This is a genomic window from Enterobacter sp. 6722112 (assembly GCF_058661685.1).
This window is the reverse complement of sequence record NZ_JBZWGR010000007.1, coordinates 1513908-1531857: the sequence shown is the minus strand read 5'-3', so window position 1 is coordinate 1531857 and position 17950 is coordinate 1513908. Positions and strand designations below refer to the sequence as shown.

At 54.4% G+C, this 17950-nt stretch carries 19 protein-coding genes; 2 read left to right on the top strand and 17 right to left on the bottom strand.

Annotated elements, in window-relative coordinates:
• Positions 1–8 precede the first annotated feature (8 nt).
• Both AC4OVU_RS08800 and hinT read right to left on the bottom strand, forming a co-directional pair.
• Positions 9–383, bottom strand: coding sequence for a YcfL family putative periplasmic lipoprotein (locus AC4OVU_RS08800; RefSeq protein WP_003857939.1), 375 nt, complete (start codon positions 381–383; stop codon positions 9–11).
• A gap of 1 nt (position 384) precedes the next feature.
• Positions 385–744 (bottom strand): purine nucleoside phosphoramidase, encoded by a 360-nt coding sequence (gene hinT / locus AC4OVU_RS08795; protein WP_063863810.1) that lies wholly within the window; start codon positions 742–744, stop codon positions 385–387.
• A gap of 353 nt (positions 745–1097) precedes the next feature.
• Between hinT and fhuE the strand changes: the two genes are divergently transcribed.
• A complete protein-coding gene (gene fhuE, locus AC4OVU_RS08790) occupies positions 1098–3287 on the top strand; it encodes a ferric-rhodotorulic acid/ferric-coprogen receptor FhuE (protein ID WP_110292251.1) in 2190 nt (729 codons plus the stop codon).
• A gap of 141 nt (positions 3288–3428) precedes the next feature.
• On the opposite strand, the gene ptsG is transcribed toward fhuE, so the two are convergent.
• The 14 genes from ptsG to yceD all read right to left on the bottom strand — a co-directional run bounded on the left by ptsG (position 3429) and on the right by yceD (position 15755).
• On the bottom strand, positions 3429–4862 hold the full coding sequence (gene ptsG, locus AC4OVU_RS08785; protein ID WP_003857942.1) for a PTS glucose transporter subunit IIBC: 1434 nt from the start codon (positions 4860–4862) through the stop codon (positions 3429–3431).
• A 297-nt stretch (positions 4863–5159) separates the two neighbouring features.
• On the bottom strand, positions 5160–5954 hold the full coding sequence (locus AC4OVU_RS08780) for a metal-dependent hydrolase (protein WP_129541508.1): 795 nt from the start codon (positions 5952–5954) through the stop codon (positions 5160–5162).
• Positions 5955–5964: 10 nt separating this feature from the next.
• Positions 5965–6969: a DNA polymerase III subunit delta' gene (gene holB / locus AC4OVU_RS08775; RefSeq protein WP_110292253.1), complete on the bottom strand. Its 1005-nt coding sequence runs from the start codon at positions 6967–6969 to the stop codon at positions 5965–5967.
• On the bottom strand, positions 6966–7607 hold the full coding sequence (gene tmk / locus AC4OVU_RS08770) for a dTMP kinase (RefSeq protein ID WP_015570821.1): 642 nt from the start codon (positions 7605–7607) through the stop codon (positions 6966–6968). Before tmk ends, holB begins: the two co-directional genes overlap by 4 nt.
• Complete coding sequence (yceG, locus tag AC4OVU_RS08765; protein WP_017384722.1) at positions 7597–8619, bottom strand: cell division protein YceG; 1023 nt, start codon at positions 8617–8619, stop codon at positions 7597–7599. Before yceG ends, tmk begins: the two co-directional genes overlap by 11 nt.
• 2 nt (positions 8620–8621) lie before the next feature.
• Positions 8622–9431 (bottom strand): aminodeoxychorismate lyase, encoded by an 810-nt coding sequence (gene pabC / locus AC4OVU_RS08760; protein ID WP_023296305.1) that lies wholly within the window; start codon positions 9429–9431, stop codon positions 8622–8624.
• A gap of 120 nt (positions 9432–9551) precedes the next feature.
• Positions 9552–10793 carry a beta-ketoacyl-ACP synthase II gene (fabF, locus tag AC4OVU_RS08755; protein ID WP_017693637.1) on the bottom strand — a complete coding sequence of 414 codons (1242 nt, stop codon included), beginning with the start codon at positions 10791–10793 and terminating at the stop codon, positions 9552–9554.
• A 91-nt stretch (positions 10794–10884) separates the two neighbouring features.
• Positions 10885–11121, bottom strand: a complete 237-nt coding sequence (gene acpP / locus AC4OVU_RS08750) for an acyl carrier protein (RefSeq protein WP_003857954.1) — start codon at positions 11119–11121, stop codon at positions 10885–10887.
• A gap of 154 nt (positions 11122–11275) precedes the next feature.
• Complete coding sequence (fabG, locus tag AC4OVU_RS08745) at positions 11276–12010, bottom strand: 3-oxoacyl-ACP reductase FabG (RefSeq protein ID WP_003857956.1); 735 nt, start codon at positions 12008–12010, stop codon at positions 11276–11278.
• Positions 12011–12022: 12 nt separating this feature from the next.
• Positions 12023–12952, bottom strand: coding sequence for an ACP S-malonyltransferase (gene fabD, locus AC4OVU_RS08740; RefSeq protein WP_015570824.1), 930 nt, complete (start codon positions 12950–12952; stop codon positions 12023–12025).
• A 15-nt stretch (positions 12953–12967) separates the two neighbouring features.
• Entirely contained in the window at positions 12968–13921 is a 954-nt protein-coding gene (locus tag AC4OVU_RS08735) for a beta-ketoacyl-ACP synthase III (RefSeq protein WP_017384725.1), read from the bottom strand.
• 6 nt (positions 13922–13927) lie between these two features.
• Complete coding sequence (plsX, locus tag AC4OVU_RS08730) at positions 13928–14962, bottom strand: phosphate acyltransferase PlsX (RefSeq protein WP_017693638.1); 1035 nt, start codon at positions 14960–14962, stop codon at positions 13928–13930.
• Between the two features lie 81 nt (positions 14963–15043).
• On the bottom strand, positions 15044–15217 hold the full coding sequence (rpmF, locus tag AC4OVU_RS08725) for a 50S ribosomal protein L32 (RefSeq protein WP_003857964.1): 174 nt from the start codon (positions 15215–15217) through the stop codon (positions 15044–15046).
• A 16-nt stretch (positions 15218–15233) separates the two neighbouring features.
• Positions 15234–15755: a 23S rRNA accumulation protein YceD gene (gene yceD, locus AC4OVU_RS08720; protein WP_110292254.1), complete on the bottom strand. Its 522-nt coding sequence runs from the start codon at positions 15753–15755 to the stop codon at positions 15234–15236.
• Positions 15756–15895: 140 nt separating this feature from the next.
• Here yceD and AC4OVU_RS08715 point away from each other — a divergent pair, with 140 nt between their 5' ends.
• A complete protein-coding gene (locus AC4OVU_RS08715; protein ID WP_017693639.1) occupies positions 15896–16480 on the top strand; it encodes a Maf family protein in 585 nt (194 codons plus the stop codon).
• 77 nt (positions 16481–16557) lie between these two features.
• Here the strand turns inward: AC4OVU_RS08715 and rluC are convergent, their stop codons facing one another.
• Positions 16558–17505, bottom strand: coding sequence for a 23S rRNA pseudouridine(955/2504/2580) synthase RluC (rluC, locus tag AC4OVU_RS08710; RefSeq protein WP_003857970.1), 948 nt, complete (start codon positions 17503–17505; stop codon positions 16558–16560).
• Positions 17506–17950: the final 445 nt, after the last annotated feature.

Genomic DNA, 17950 nt, shown 5'->3' with positions numbered 1-17950 from the left:
TTCACTCCTTACAAATAAAGATAAAGTCTCACCTTATGTGCACCCAGATAGCTGGCGCTGCCGTAGAGCGTGACTGACGATCTTGCCGGGATAGTCACGCTGCGCGGCGCCTCAAGCGGGTGCATCTCAAGACCTCTCACGTCATACCAGTAGAAGCGATAATGCACCGTCACTGGCTCTTGCCTTTCGTTATAGAGCGTAGAGGAGGCTGAAGACTGGATTTCGCTTATGGTCAGCGAAGGTTTCTCCGCCGTGATGCCCGCAGCAAGCACTGAGGACTCCATCACCAGCGTCTGTTCTTCACTGACCGGGATGGCGGGACGCGCGCTGCACCCAACCATTACCAGCGTCACGATCAGCGCTGCAATACGCCCAGTTAACATATTAAAGACCTTTATGTGCCAGCATCGGTCCCATTGGACGTCCACCCAGCAGATGCATATGGATATGATAGACTTCCTGGCCGCCATGGCGATTACAGTTCATGATCAGACGGTATCCGTCTTCAGCAATCCCTTCCTGCTCTGCGATTTTCGCGGCTACCGTAAGCATACGGCCCAGCGCCACTTCATGCTCGGTTTTAACGTCATTAACGGTCGGGATCAGAATATTGGGAATAATAAGGATGTGCGTCGGCGCCTGGGGAGAAATGTCGCGGAAAGCCGTGACCAGTTCATCCTGATAGACAATATCCGACGGAATTTCGCGGCGGATAATTTTACTGAAAATCGTTTCTTCAGCCATGACCTTTTCCTTTTAAGTTTAATCTGGCGTCGTGCGTCCGTTGTTAACACACATTGTCTGATTTACTGCGTGACACAAGACAAGAGTATGAGCGAGTTTCTCCTGTCCTTTCAACCTTCTCCCGTGATTTCTTTCCTGATTGTCCGCCATCTGGCTGAAGAGGCATCGCTTTAGGACATTTCTTTTCTGAAACCTTATTTCAGTTCATCCCGAAACATCTGTTTACAGCGTTAATCACAATGCGTATATTTCGCATTTGCATTTTCATGCGCATTTTTAACATAGAAAACGACGTCAGCCCGTGCTAGCGGGACTGTCGCGAATTACCTTCACCATTCACTAAGGGTTTGATGATGTCTTTCATTAATCACACCAGGGATGGGCAACATCAGCCTGCCGCAACACCTTCGTTGCTGGCCGCCTGCATTGCTATGGCATTGACGCCAACCGCCGCTTTCGCTGCTTCAACCACCGAAGATACCGTCGTCGTAGACGGGGGTTTTGACAACACACAGGATCTTTCTGCCAGCCAGGATCAGGATTACAGCGTAAAAACTACCACCACCGGCACCAAACTGTTGCTGGTTCCCCGCGACATCCCACAGTCCGTCAGCGTTATCAGCCAGCAACGTATGGCTGACCAGAATCTGCAATCCATCGGACAGGTGCTGACGAATACCACGGGCATTACGGCCCAGGTGCAGGACAGCGACCGTACCGTGTTTTACTCACGCGGCTTTTTCGTCAGCAACTACGCCTATGACGACCTGCCAACCTCCATCAGTGAAGTGTGGAACTTTGGTGATACCGCCGCGGATACCGCGATTTATGACCGCATCGAAGTGGTTCGCGGCGCCACCGGCCTGATGTCCGGCACGGGCAACCCGGCGGCGTACGTTAATATGGTGCGTAAGCACGCGGACAGCCCGGAATTTAAAGGTAACGTCTCCGCCAGTTACGGCAGCTGGGACAAGCAGCGCTACGTGCTGGATCTCCAGGCGCCGCTGGTAGAGTCAGGTAAGGTACGGGGCCGTCTGATTACCGGTTATCAGGACAACGACAGCTTCGTGGATAACTACCACTACCGGAAGAAATTCCTCTACGGTGTGATGGACGCGGATGTCACCGACAGCACCACCCTCTCGGTAGGGTATGAGTATCAGGAAAGCCATACCGCCGACCCAACCTGGGGCGGGCTGCCGACCTGGTACAGCGACGGAAGTAAGACCCACTACAATCGCAGCCAGACTGTCGCACCTGACTGGGCTTATTCAGATAAAGACAGCACCCGCATCTTCGCTAACCTGACTCAGCGTTTCGATAATGGCTGGGAAGCGCACATCAACGGCATGCATGCTGAAACCAACTTCGACTCCAAACTGATGTATATGTCCGGCTATCCGGATAAAGAGACCGGTGCGGGCCTGGTGGGTTACGGCGGCTGGAACCGTGGGGAACGTAAACAGGATGCGGTTGACGCCTTCCTGCGCGGCGGCTTCGATCTCTTTGGCCGTCAGCACGAAATGATGTTCGGCGGCAGCTTCAGCCGTCAGCGTAACCATTACGACAACTCCATGCCGGATGCGGTATACGGCATGGTTGATGTCGGCAACTTTAAGAACTGGAACGGGAACATCGCCGATCCCCAGTGGACGCCGTGGAAACTCTACAACAAGGATGATATTCGCCAGTCTTCAGCCTATTCGTCGGCTCGTTTCTCGCTGGCCGATCCGCTGCACCTGATCCTGGGCGCGCGCTACACCCAATATAACATTCGTTATAACCCGGCAGGATCGCCGAATACCCGTCTGGAAAGCACCAAAGATGATGTCACGCCGTACGCCGGCCTGGTGTATGACATCAATGAGGACTGGTCGACCTACGTCAGCTATACCTCTATCTTCCAGCCGCAGGATAAGCGCGATGCCAGCGGACGTTATCTTGACCCTACCACGGGTAAAAGCTACGAAGCCGGGGTGAAGGCGGACTGGTTTAATACCCGCCTCACCACCTCGCTGGCGATTTTCCGCATTGAGCAGGATAACGTCGCCAGCAACACCTATACCTACATGCCGAGCGGTGAGTCGATCTATGAATCGCTGGACGGGGTGGTCAGCAAAGGGGTCGAGTTCGAGCTCAATGGTGCCCTGACCGATAACTGGCAGCTGACCTTCGGCGCGACGCGTTACATCGCAGAAGATAAGAATGGCAACGCCGTCAGCTCCGATCAGCCGCGCACAACCATGAAGCTCTTCACCCGCTATCAGTTGCCAATGCTGCCGGAACTGACCGTGGGCGGTGGCGTAAACTGGCAGAACAAAGTGTGGACGGACGTGGAAGGCGGCCCGGCAGGACGTTCCCGCGCGGAGCAAGGCAGCTATGGGCTGGTGAACCTGTTCAGCCGTTATCAGGTCACCAAAGATTTTGCGGTGCAGGCTAACGTCAACAACCTGTTCGACAAAGAGTATTACGATTACGTCGGCTCTTATGTAGTGTATGGCGCGCCGCTGAACGTCTCGGTGAGCGCGAGCTACGATTTCTGAGTGACAGAAGCCCGGTGGCGCTGCGCTTACCGGGCCTACCCATCACGTAGGCCCGGTAAGGTGCCGCCGCCACCCGGCACCACAAGCCGCAGTAATAAAAAAGGCAGCCATTCGGCTGCCTTAGTCTCCCCAGGTCACAGCTTAGTTGTTGCGGATGTACTCATCCATTTCGGTTTTCAGGTTATCGGATTTCGTACCGAAGATTGCCTGAACACCAGAACCTGCAACAACGACGCCCGCTGCGCCCAGTTTTTTCAGACCCGGCTGGTCTACTTTCGCAACGTCGGCAACGCTCACACGCAGACGAGTGATACACGCGTCCAGGTTAGTGATGTTCTCTTTACCACCGAAGGCAGCTACCAGAGCAGGCGCCATTTCGCTGGTCGCACCGGCTTTGCTGTCTTCCGTTGCATCTTCACGACCCGGCGTTTTCAGGTCCAGTGCTTTGATCAGCACGCGGAAGACGGTGTAGTACACCACTGCGTAGCCCGCACCCACAATTGGGAACAGCCACAGCTTGCTGCTGTTACCGGACAGAACGATGAAGTCGATCAGACCGTGAGAGAAGGACGTACCGTCACGCATACCCAGCAGGATACAGATTGGGAATGCCAGACCTGCCAGTACCGCGTGGATGATGTACAGGATCGGCGCAACGAACATGAAGGAGAACTCGATCGGCTCGGTGATACCGGTCAGGAACGAGGTCAGCGCTGCGGAGATCATGATACCGCCCACTTTTGCACGGTTCTCTGGTTTAGCAGAGTGCCAGATCGCAATTGCGGCGGCCGGCAGACCGTACATTTTGAACAGGAAGCCACCAGACAGTTTACCTGCCGTTGGGTCACCCGCCATGTAGCGTGGGATGTCGCCGTGGAACACCTGGCCTGCTGCGTTGGTGTATTCACCAATCTGCATCTGGAATGGAACGTTCCAGATGTGGTGCAGACCAAATGGTACCAGGCAGCGCTCAATGAAGCCGTAGATACCGAACGCCACAACCGGGTTCTGGTAAGCCGCCCACTGAGAGAAGGTCTGGATTGCTGTACCGATTGGTGGCCAGATGAAAGACAGAACCACACCGGTGAAAATCGCGGCCAGACCAGAAATGATCGGCACAAAACGTTTACCCGCGAAGAAGCCCAGATACTCAGGCAGCTTGATGCGATAGAAGCGGTTAAACATATACGCTGCAATCGCACCGGAGATGATACCACCGAGAACACCGGTGTCCGCCAGATGCTTAGCGGCAATCTCTTCAGCAGGTAAGTGCAGTACCAGCGGCGCAACCACAGCCATGGTTTTCACCATGATGCCGTAAGCAACAACGGACGCCAGCGCGGATACACCGTCGTTATTGGTGAAGCCCAGAGCAACACCGATAGCGAAGATCAGCGGCATGTTAGCAAAAACAGAACCGCCTGCTTCGGCCATCACGTGGGAAACTACGGCTGGCAGCCAGCTGAAGTTTGCAGAACCGACACCCAGCAGGATACCTGCGATAGGCAGTACGGATACTGGCAGCATCAGCGATTTACCGACCTTTTGCAGGTTAGCAAATGCATTCTTAAACATAATTGAGAGTGCTCCTGAGTATTTGTGCTTTTTTTACGTTTTCACGCATTGGCCCGGGGGGAGTACCGCGCCGTGGACAGGACATCTAAGCGCCCTTTATTTATTACACAGAGTAAAATAATTCCCTCTGAGTTTGTTTGACGGCTATCACGTTTCAGTTCAAGACGGCCAAAAAACTTGCAGATATTTACATAAAGCATGTCTGGATGTGTCTAAAAACGCCATCACCGCCCCAAATGAGGCGGTGAACTTTACTCGTTTTACTTATTAATTACGAGCCTAAAAATAACAGGCGTATCAGACAGATTGCAGGTGGGCGGGGTCGATATGGAACAGACTAGCGAAGTTTTCCGTTGTCACGCGAGCCAGCTCTTCAATACTGACACCTTTCAGAACGGCCATATACTCAGCGACATCCCGGGTCATCGCTGGCTGATTTTCTTTGCCGCGATGAGGCACCGGTGCCAGGTACGGGGAATCGGTTTCCACCAGAATACGATCCAGCGGAACATATCGCGCCGCATCACGCAGTTGCTCAGCATTCCGGAACGTTACAATCCCCGAGAACGAGATATAAAAGCCTAAATCAAGCAGCTTACCCGCCGTTTCTCTGTCTTCAGTGAAACAGTGTAGTACGCCACCGCAATCCGTCACCTTTTCTTCCCGCAGGATCGCCAGCGTGTCGGCGCGCGCATCGCGGGTATGAACGATAACAGGCTTATTCAGTTCACGGCCAATACGGATGTGGTTGCGGAAGGATTCCTGCTGGCGAGGTTTCGTTTCCGGGGTGTAGAAATAGTCCAGGCCGGTCTCGCCCATCGCCACTACGCCCTCTTCTGCGGCAAGACGGCGTAAATCCTCAACGTCGTATGCTTCATCCTGATTCAGCGGATGCACGCCGCAGGAGAAGACGACATTATCGCGCTCGCCTACCAGTTCACGCATGGAGCGGTAACTCGGCAGCGTGGTCGCCACGGCCAGGCAAAATTTCACATCGCGCGCGGCGGCTTTCGCCAGCACGTCGTCCACATTTTTATGCAGGGACTGATAATCCAGGCCATCGAGATGGCAGTGTGAGTCGACTAAAAACATAATGTCTCTCTCAGAGGTGGGAAACCGGCGGTATGACGCCTGGTTGCAGGTAGTGTTCGATACGCAGTAACTGGTCGGTCAGTAAAAGCTCGCGATTGAGACCGGTTACCGTCAAAAGTTGTTCACGACTCTGGCAGATATCATGAAGGATAGCGTGCAGCGACTGCCCTGACAGGCGATTCGCCAGCGTGGTGACCAGCGCCCACACGTCAGGGTTAGTCAGAAGCGTCGCCCCCTGCTGGATTTTGAGCGCATCCAGCAGCAGCGCGGCCAGCCAGTGCAGCCGTTCCGGAGCCTGATCGCTGTTCAGCGCTGGCAGCACGCTCAGCCAGTCATGGCTGTCGAGGGCTGATTCAACCGCACGACATAGGGTTTCACGCTGGGACCACACCTCCGGCTGCAATAAGGCCAGCGCAGCCGCAGGCGCACCGCTGCACAAGCGCAACGCCGAGCGCGCCGCATCTTGTGACACCGTCACTTCTCGCTCAAGCCAGGCGAGCGCCCAGGATTCCTGAGGGACAGCGAGGTGGTGAAGACGGCAGCGACTGCGCAGCGTCGCCAGCAAGCGTTCCGGCTCGCGGCAGGAGAGGAAAAACCAGGTATTCTCTGGCGGCTCTTCCAGGGTTTTTAACAGGGCGTTGGCTGCGGCTTCCGTGAGCAGCGCGGCGTCTTTCAGCCACACCACTTTCGCCCCCCCCAGACGCGCATATTCGTACAGTTTCTCATTGACCTCACGCACCGCGTCGATACCGAGCGTATTTTTGCCCTTCTCGGGTTCGAGGGTGTAATAGTCAGGATGCGTGCCCGCCTGCATAAGCTGGCAACCCCGGCATTTACCGCAGCTTTTATGTCCTTCCGGCTGTTGGCACATCAGAAAGCGGGTGATGGCGTAAATCAACGCATCATCACCCATTCCCGGCAGCGCCTGGATCAGTAACGCATGATGCCCCCGACCAACCTGATAGCTGCCGATCAGCTGTTCAAAGTGTGGGCGCAACCATGGATACCATTTCATGCCTGCTGCTCCTGTAGCCACTGCGTAACGGTCTGCTGAATATCACGCGTAACGTCTTCAAGGGATTGCGTCGCATCGATGGTACGAATGGTCTTGTCCTGCCCGGCCAGTTCCAGATAACGCGCACGGGTGCGGTTAAAGAAATCAAAAGACTCCTGCTCAATGCGGTCCAGTTCGCCGCGGGCACGGGCGCGCTTCAGGCCCACCTCAGGAGTTACGTCCAGATACAGCGTCAGGTCAGGACGGAAATCGCCCAGAACCGCGTCGCGAAGCGTAGCCAGCATGGCCTGATCGATACCCCGGCCCCCGCCCTGATACGCCTGGGTTGAGAGATCGTGGCGATCGCCAATCACCCATTTCCCTTCTGCCAGAGCGGGTTTGATCACCGTCTCCACCAGCTGAACGCGCGCAGCATAGAACATCAGCACTTCCGCTTTGTCGGTAATAACTTCATCGCCAACGGATTTGATATCCAGAACCAGGCTGCGCAGTTTTTCCGCCAGCTGCGTACCGCCCGGCTCGCGGGTAAAGACCATGTCGGCAACGCCAAGCGACGTAAGCGTATCCACCACCACGTTACGGGCAGTTGTTTTGCCCGCCCCTTCGAGTCCCTCAATGACAATGTATTTACTGCGCATTTTTTTCCTTAAGTGCCTTCAGATAGTCCTGAACGGAGCGATTGTGGCTGGCCAGGTTGGTATTAAACGTATGCCCCCCTTTTCCGTCAGCCACAAAATAGAGATACGGCGTTTTGGCCGGGTGCGCGGCGGCCTTCAACGATGCTTCACTCGGCGTCGCGATCGGTCCAGGCGGCAGGCCGCTAATCACGTAGGTATTATACGCCGTTGGCGTCTCCAGATCTTTTCTGGAAATCCTGCCGTTGTAGTTTTCGCCCATGCCGTAGATGACGGTAGGATCGGTTTGCAAACGCATGCCGATGCGCAGACGGTTAATAAACACCGAGGCAACCTGGTCACGTTCGGCAGCAACGGCCGTCTCTTTCTCGATGATCGAGGCCATCGTCATGAACTGGTTTTGATCTTTATAAGGCAGTCCCTCTGCTCGCCCTTTCCAGGCAGCGTCTACCGCCGCGACCATTTTGTTGTGCGCGCGCTTCAGAATGGCCACATCCGTCGTGCCTGCCGTATACATCCACGTATCGGGCCAGAACCAGCCTTCCACCCACTCGGGATGTTCGAATTTTAAGGCGTCTGCCACGGTCTGGTAGCGGTCATCTTTCAGCGTATGCTTAATGTATGGCGCGTCCCGCAGCTGCCTGAGGTAATCGCTCAGACGCATACCTTCCACAAAACGCAGCGGGAACTGGGCTTCTTTACCACTCTCCAGCAGTTGCAGCATCTCGCGCACGGTCATGCCAGGGGTAAAGCGATAGGTGCCGGCCTTGAAATGGGACAGGTCCGGTTCAATACGCAGCAGCCACTGGAATACGCGTGGGCGATTGATAATTTTGTCGTCATACAGCTGCTGACCAAGCGCCTGCCGCCCGGTCCCCGCTTTCAGGGTAAAAATCGTCTCGTCTTTTATCAGGATCTGACTCTCCGCCAGCTGACGAACTTTCCACACTCCCGCTCCGCCAGCGATACCGAACGCAACGATAAGAAGGAGGACAAAGCGTAACATTTTCTTCATGACTACCTGGTTTGCTCACATAACGGGGCCAGAAACTGGAACAGCTCGCGGGATGACCAGCATTTTCGGCCATAAGCGCGAACGGGGACAACGGGCATCAGCGCATTGCAGATAACGGCTTCATCAGCAGTCAGCAGCGCCTCCTCCTTAGCGTTGACTTCGACAACGCGAAAGCCTGCGCGTGCCAGCTGGTGCAGACAAAACTGCCGCATAATGCCGTTGACGCCGGCCTGCTCCAGCGAAGGCGTGAACACGTCACTGCCCTTCCGCCAGAGTAAATTAGCCGCACAGCATTCCGTAATGTACCCTTCGCTGTCAAGAACCAGCGCCTCCCCGGCCTCCGTCTGCTCAAGATGAGTACGAATAAGCACCTGTTCAAGGCGGTTGAGATGCTTTATACCCGCGAGCATCGGGTTTCGCCCCAGACGTACCGGACTTAGCGCCAGGGCTACGCCCTCTTCACGCCAGTGCGCATAATGGGAAGGATAATCTGAAACGGAAAGGACCCGCGTAGGATGCAGACAGGCAGATCCGCTATAACCCCGGCCACCGCTCCCGCGGCTGATAATGACTTTCAGGACGCCGCTTGCTTTATCTGAGGCCAGCCTACGCATTTCACTTTCAAGAATGTCCCACTGCGAGAAGGGGATCAGTAATGCTTCGCAGGCTTTTTGTAAACGAAGGATATGGGCCCCGAGCAGGCACACGCCACCGTCGAGAATACGCGCAGTCGTGAAACAGCCATCGCCAAACTGGGTCGCCCTGTCGCTGGCTGGCAGCGTTTCTTGCTCAAGGCCATTAATCAAAAACATGGTGGCTCCTTATGCGTGGAGGCTCAGTCTGGCAGGATGTGAGCAGCCGGACAAGGGGATTTCACCTAATAAAAAAGGCCCGGCAAGCGGACCTTTTTTATCGTCAGCGACTAACCAGACTCAGACCTTTTTGAAGATCAGAGAGCCGTTAGTCCCACCGAAGCCGAAGGAGTTACACAGGGTATACTCCATACCGCTAACCTGGCGCGCTTCGTGAGGAACGAAGTCCAGATCGCAACCTTCATCCGGATAATCCAGGTTGATGGTTGGCGGTACAGCCTGATCGCGCAGCGCGAGAATAGAGTAGATTGACTCTACTGCCCCCGCAGCACCCAGCAGGTGACCGGTCATGGATTTCGTGGAGCTTACCATTACGCGGCCGGCAGATTCGCCGAAGATAGACTTAACAGCCTGCGCTTCTGCTTTATCGCCCGCAGGGGTAGACGTCCCATGGGCGTTAACGTAGCCAATCTGTGCTGGCGTAATGCCCGCATCGCGGATGGCGTTTTCCATCGCCAGCGCAGCGCCTGCGCCGTTCTCTGGAGGAGACGTCATGTGATAAGCATCGCTGCTCATGCCAAAGCCAACAACTTCAGCATAAATTTTCGCGCCACGTTTTTTCGCGTGTTCGTACTCTTCCAGTACGATCATGCCTGCACCGTCACCCAGCACGAAACCATCACGGTCTTTATCCCACGGACGGCTCGCCGCCTGAGGATTATCGTTTCGGGTAGAGAGCGCACGCGCTGCACCGAAGCCACCGACGCCCAGCGGGGTACTGGCTTTTTCAGCGCCGCCCGCAACCATAGCATCTGCATCGCCGTACGCAATGATACGCGCGGCCTGGCCGATGTTATGCACGCCAGACGTACAGGCTGTCGCGATTGAGATGCTTGGGCCACGCAGGCCGAACATAATGGTCAGGTGACCTGCCACCATGTTGACAATCGTAGACGGAACGAAGAACGGGCTGATTTTACGCGGGCCGCCATTCATCAGGGATGTATGGTTTTCTTCAATCAGACCCAGACCGCCAATCCCGGAGCCGATAGCGGCGCCGATACGGGTCGCGTTCTCTTCCGTAATCTCAAGGCCAGAATCCTGCATGGCCTGAACGCCAGCGACAATTCCATATTGAATGAAGGCATCCATCTTGCGCTGTTCTTTGCGCGAGATGATCTCTTCACAGTTAAAATCCTTTACTAAGCCAGCAAATTTCGTTGCATAGGCGCTAGTATCGAAATGGTCGATTAGGCTGATGCCGCTCTGACCGGCAAGGAGAGCTTTCCAGGTGGACTCTACGGTATTGCCGACAGGAGACAACATGCCAAGTCCGGTCACAACTACACGACGCTTAGACACGCTTGTCCTCCAGGGAGGGATAAAAAAAGAGATTCGTGGGACAACAAAAGATAAAACTCAGGCGGTCGAATGACCGCCTGGAGATGTTCACTTACGCCTGGTGACCGTTGATGTAATCAATGGCAGCCTGAACGGTGGTGATTTTCTCAGCTTCTTCGTCCGGAATCTCAGTATCAAACTCTTCTTCCAGAGCCATTACCAGCTCAACGGTGTCAAGAGAATCTGCGCCCAGGTCTTCAACAAAGGAAGCGGAGTTCACAACTTCTTCCTGCTTAACGCCCAGCTGTTCGCCGATAATTTTCTTAACGCGTTCTTCGATAGTGCTCATACTCTTAAATTTCCTATCAAAACTCGCTTTCGCGATGGTTTTCGTAGTGTATAAAATGTTGAAAAATTTGCAACTAAATCCCGGCAGGTCTTACCACGATTTTACGTTATTTTGAGGCCATTTGCCCAAATAACGCAAATATTTTCGATCGTGATTAAACCATGTACATCCCGCCGTTGACGTGGAGGGTTTCACCAGTGATGTAACCCGCTTCGTCAGAGGCTAAAAATGCAACCGCGCTGGCGATTTCTTTAGGGTCGCCAAGACGACCCGCCGGAACTGCCGCCAGCGTACCCGCACGCTGCTCATCAGTCAGCGCACGCGTCATGTCCGTTTCAATAAAGCCCGGAGCAACAACGTTTACAGTAATTCCGCGGGACGCGACTTCACGCGCCAGCGACTTACTGAAACCGATCAGACCTGCTTTCGCCGCAGCGTAGTTAGCCTGACCAGCATTTCCCATGGTACCAACCACAGAACCTACAGTGATAATACGACCATGACGCTTTTTCATCATAGCGCGCATTACCGCTTTTGACAGACGGAATACAGATGACAGGTTGGTTTCGATAATATCGTTCCACTCGTCGTCTTTCATTCGCATCAGCAGGTTGTCGCGAGTGATCCCGGCATTATTGACCAGAATATCCACTTCGCCAAACTCTGCGCGAATATTTTCCAGAACAGATTCGATAGATGCTGGTTCAGTCACATTCAGTACCAGACCTTTACCGTTCGCACCCAGATAGTCGCTGATGGCCTGTGCGCCATTCTCACTGGTCGCAGTCCCGATCACCGTCGCGCCGCGCGCAACCAGTGTTTCAGCAATAGCGCGCCCAATACCGCGGCTTGCGCCGGTCACCAGGGCAATTTTTCCTTCAAAACTCATGGTATTCCTCTTTTATTGCGAGAGTGCCGCTTTCATGGCTTCCGGCTCGTTAATCGCCGAGGCAGTCAGGGTGTCTACAATACGTTTTGTCAGACCGGTAAGTACCTTACCTGGACCAACTTCATACAGATGTTCAACGCCCTGAGACGCCATAAATTCAACGGTTTTAGTCCACTGAACCGGGCTGTAGAGCTGGCGAACCAGCGCGTTACGGATAGCCTCCGGCGCGGTTTCGCACTGCACATCGACGTTATTCACAACGGAAATCGTCGGTGCGTTAAAGGTCATTTTTTCCAGCTCAACCGCCAGCTTATCGGCAGCGGGCTTCATCAGCGCGCAGTGAGACGGCACGCTCACCGGCAGGGGCAGCGCACGTTTTGCGCCCGCAGCTTTACAGGCAGCACCTGCACGCTCAACCGCTTCTTTATGACCCGCGATAACCACCTGGCCTGGCGAGTTAAAGTTTACCGGAGAAACGACCTGACCTTCAGCAGATTCTTCACAGGCTTTAGCGATAGAAGCATCATCCAGACCGATGATGGCAGACATGCCGCCCGTGCCCTCTGGCACCGCTTCCTGCATGAATTTACCACGCAATTCAACCAGGCGTACCGCGTCAGCGAAGGCAATCACCCCTGCGCAGACCAGCGCAGAGTATTCACCCAGGCTATGACCCGCCATCAGCGTCGGCGCTTTGCCGCCCTGCTGCTGCCATACGCGCCACAATGCGACGGAGGCTGCCAGCAGTGCCGGTTGAGTCTGCCAGGTTTTGTTCAGCTCTTCAGCGGGGCCCTGTTGGGTCAGCGCCCACAGATCATAACCCAGCGCGTCAGAGGCTTCACGGAAAGTCTCTTCAATAACCGGATAGTTTGCTGCCATTTCAGACAACATCCCAACAGTTTGCGAGCCCTGTCCCGGGAACACAAAAGCAAATTGCGTCATTTTTTAATCCTTATCCTAGAAACGAACCAGCGCGGAACCCCAGGTGAACCCGCCACCAAAGGCCTCAAGCAAGACCAGTTGGCCCCGTTTAATTCGTCCATCGCGTACCGCTTCGTCAAATGCGCACGGTACCGATGCCGCAGAGGTGTTGCCGTGGCGATCAAGCGTCACCACAACGTTATCCATAGACATGCCCAGCTTCTTCGCCGTCGCGCTGATGATACGCAGGTTCGCCTGATGCGGCACCAGCCAGTCGAGTGCGGTGCGTTCAAGGTTATTGGCTTCCAGCGTCTCATCGACAATATGCGCAAGCTCAGTCACCGCCACCTTGAATACTTCATTACCTGCCATGGTGAGGTAAATGGAGTTATCAGGATTAACGCGATCGGCGTTAGGCAGCGTTAACAGCTCGCCGTAGCGGCCATCGGCATGCAAGTGCGTGGAGATGATGCCCGGCTCTTCGGACTGCCCCAGCAGCACCGCGCCCGCGCCATCGCCAAAAATAATGATCGTGCCGCGATCGGTTGGATCGCAGGTACGCGCCAGCACATCAGCGCCGATCACCAGCGCATATTTTACGGCGCCCGATTTTACATACTGATCGGCGATGCTCAGCGCATAGGTGAAACCCGCGCACGCTGCTGCAACATCAAATGCCGGGCAGCCTTTGATGCCGAGCATGTTCTGCACCTGGCACGCTGCGCTTGGGAAGGCATGCGTGGCAGAGGTTGTCGCCACCACAATAAGCCCGATCTGTTCTTTATCAATGCCAGCCATCTCAAGCGCTCGCTGAGCGGCTTCGTAGCCCATGGTGGACACAGTTTCGTCTGGCGCGGCGATACGACGTTCACGGATACCTGTGCGCGTGACAATCCACTCGTCAGACGTATCTACCATTTTTTCAAGATCGGCGTTGGTACGCACTTGTTTTGGCAGGTAGCTGCCGGTACCTAAAATCTTCGTATACATGTACGCTCAGTCACTTTTAGCTAATACAGATCCCAGGCGAGCGGCAATCCTCTGAGGGACTTGTCGCTGCACCGCCTGCACTGCCTGTTCAATCGCGACGGTAAATGCTCGCTGATTGGCGGCGCCATGACTCTTAATCACGATGCCGCGCAATCCTAACAGACAGGCGCCATTATACTGGTCGGGGTTGAGGTGACTGAATCGCCGCGTCAGGCTTTTTTGTAACCAACGCTTTAATAAAATCAGCCACCAGGACCTTTTTTTACCTTCTCCCTGCGATTTCAGCAGAGAAAGGAACATTCGTACGACCCCTTCCATGGTCTTCAACGTCACGTTTCCGGTGAAGCCATCACACACTAATACATCCGTTTTGCCCGTCAGCAACTCATTGGCTTCGAGATAACCAATATAGTTGATGGAGGGGACCTGTTTGAGTATTTCCGCAGCGTCGCGGATACTGTCCAGGCCTTTAGTCTCTTCTTCACCAATATTCAGTAAAGCAACGCGGGGATTGTTAATCCCGACCACGTCTTCAGCCAGCACCGACCCCATAACGGCAAACTGAGCCAGCATTGTACTATCACAATCCACGTTAGCGCCCAGATCCAGCACCACCGTTTTGCCCTTCTGCTGATGCGGTAATACCGTCACCAGCGCCGGACGCTCAATGCCCTCAATCGGCTTGAGCAATAATTTCGACAGCCCCATCAGCGCGCCAGTATTTCCCGCGCTGACGCAAGCCTGCGCTCGCCCTTCTTTCACCAACTCCAGCGCCATTCGCATAGAGCTGCCGCGGCTATTACGAATAGCCTGCGATGGCCGGGCATCACTGGCAATAACTGACTGCGCAGGAATAATCTGCAGACGCGAACGTTGTTCAAAGTCAGCTTTTGCAAGTAATGGCGTGATTGTGTCGGGATTACCGACTAAAAGAAGTGTGAGTTGCGAATTAGAATTCAGTGCCTGCAATGCTGCAGGCACTGTCACGGTAGGGCCAAAATCTCCCCCCATGACATCTAACGCCAGAGTTAGACGTGTCAAGGTATCGTCGCAGCCTGGTTCGGTAAACTCCCCGTTTGCACGGGGAAGTTCCTCACTAAGCCTAATCACGCTGACGCGTGATTACTTAGTGATAACCTTGCGGCCGCGGTAGAAACCGTCAGCGGTGATGTGGTGACGCAGGTGTTTCTCACCAGAAGTCTTGTCTACAGACAGGCTGGTAACTGCGGTCAGCGCGTCATGGGAACGACGCATGCCACGTTTGGAACGGGTTGGTTTATTCTGTTGTACGGCCATGGACCTTACTCCTCAATTACTTACGCTTTAAGCTGGCTAATACGGCAAATGGGTTTGGTTTTTGCGCTTCATCAGGCAGTTCCCCAAAGACCATGTCCGCCTCGGACACTTCACAGTGTTCAGAATCATGCACCGGAACGACTGGCAGGGAGAGGATGACTTCATCTTCAACCAGCGCCAGAAGATCGATTTCACCGAATTCGTTAACCTCAATCGGCTCATACGCTTCCGGGAGTGCTTCAGCCTGTTCGTCAGAACGAACCGGACTAAAACAATACGTTGTGTGAACATGCTGTACAAACGGTTTCCCGCAACGCTGACATTCGAGCGTTACCGTCACCTTTGCATCACCGGTTAACACGGCGAGACGCTGGTTGTCGATAGCGAACGACATGGAGCATTCTACATCACTGTCCACACTGACTACAGATTCGGCAATACGCTCAGCCTGATCGGAAGAATAGACTCCTTCGTAATCGAGGCGTTTTTGAGCCGTACGAACCGGATCAAGAGTCAGGGGTAATTTTACCTTTTGCATAGGGCGCGCATATTAACTTTGTAACGTCATAGAGTCAAAGAAAAAGGCAACCAGAGCTGCCTTTTGCCAATTATTCGCACACATTGCGGCCTGTAGTTTAAAATGGCTGGCATCGATACGCTATATCTGGTGATAAAAATATGCCAAATCTCGTCCTTGCTTCCACTTCACCTTATCGCCGAATGCTGCTGGAAAAGCTCGGGATCCCGTTTGAATGCGCTGCGCCGGAGGTGGATGAAACGCCACAGCCGGGCGAGTCACCGCGTCATCTGGTGACCCGTCTCGCGAAAGAGAAAGCACAGTCGCTGGCCGTACGTTACCCCGCACATCTGATTATAGGCTCCGATCAGGTTTGTGTGCTGGACGGCGAAATCACCGGCAAACCGCATACGGAAGAAAACGCCTGCCAGCAGCTGTTGCGTGCGCGAGGCGGTATCGTGACCTTTTATACCGGCCTGGCGCTTTATAATTCGGCTTCCGGTCATCTGCAAACCGAGTGCGAGCCGTTTGATGTGCACTTCCGTCATCTTAGCGAGCAGGAGATTATGGATTATGTGCGTCGGGAACGTCCGCTAAACTGTGCAGGGAGCTTTAAAAGTGAAGGACTAGGGATTGCGTTGTTCGACAAGCTCGATGGCCGCGATCCCAACACGCTGGTGGGGTTGCCGCTGATTGCGCTGTGCCAGATGTTAAGGCGAGAAGAGTGTAATCCGCTGACGATGTGACCGTTGCGGCCTGATGCCCACAGGGAGAGGGAGAAAAACATGTAGGCCGGGTAAGCGCAGCGCCACCCGGCACAAAATCAGCCGCGCAGAACTTTCAGACAGCGTTTGAGCTGCTCATCCAGCGGCGCTTCAATACGGATAACTTCGCCGGTATTAGGATGGGTAAATTTCAGCGCTGCCGCGTGCAGGAACAGACGCGACAGCCCTGTTCCCGCCAGCTGCTTATCAAATTCGCGATCGCCATAGCGGTCATCAAACGCAATCGGATGGCCCGCAAACTGGGTATGGACGCGAATCTGGTGGGTACGCCCCGTCACCGGACTACAGCGCACCAGCGTGGCGAATTCGTAGCGCTCTTCAACTTTAAAGCGCGTCTCAGACGGTTTCCCTTCCTGATTAACGCGAACAATGCGCTCGCCGCTTTGCAGAATATTTTTCAGCAGCGGCGCCTGCACCACTTTCACGTGGGACTGCCACTGACCGCGCACCAGCGCCAGATAATCTTTCTGCATCCCTTTTTCGCGCAGCTGTTCATGCAATGAACGCAGCGCAGAACGCTTTTTCGCCACCAGCAGCACGCCAGAAGTATCACGGTCAAGACGATGAACCAGTTCGAGGAAACGGGCTTCCGGGCGCAGCGCGCGTAACCCTTCAATCACGCCGAAGCTCAGGCCGCTCCCCCCGTGCACCGCCGTTCCGGACGGTTTATTCAGCACCAGAATGTGGTCGTCCTCATAAAGGATAACGTCGCTCAGGGCCGCGACTTTTTGCAGCTTCGGAGAAACGACCTCTTCTTCACGCTCTGCAACACGTACCGGTGGAATCCGGACTTCATCGCCCGCCTCGAGCTTATACTCGGGCTTCACGCGTTTTTTGTTCACCCGCACCTCGCCCTTACGCAAGATGCGATAAATCATACTTTTTGGCACGCCCTTCAACTGGGTGCGCAAAAAATTATCGATACGTTGCCCCGCCTCGTCGTCGGCGATGGCAACCATTTTTACGGCTGGAGTCTCTGTTTTCATGGTTGGCGATTCTAAATAGCGTCAGACATTAGCGCCACTCATTTTTCTATGCTTATATTTACTTTTATCCGGACCACTCCCCTTTCGCGCAATCGATTTGGTGGTTATTAAACCAATCACCCCGTTGAAGTGAAGAAACTGTGAGTAACCGGGTGATAATTGGTAAAAGTCATCTTGCTATAACCCGGCGAGCAGTGGAATAATGAATCCGTTTTCCGCGTTAAATCCGGGTTTTGTAAGGATGTCGACGGAATGACCAATTTTGTCTGACCGATCATCCACGCAGCAATGGCGTAAGACGTATTGATCTTTCAGGCAGTTAGCGGGCTGCGGGTTGCAGTACTTCCCGGTATAAGGATTGTTCTCTGGAGAGTTTTCCCAGGCAATTCCCCTGATAATTGCGCTGTGTTTCCGTATGAAACACAGGCAACCGACACTCTGCGCC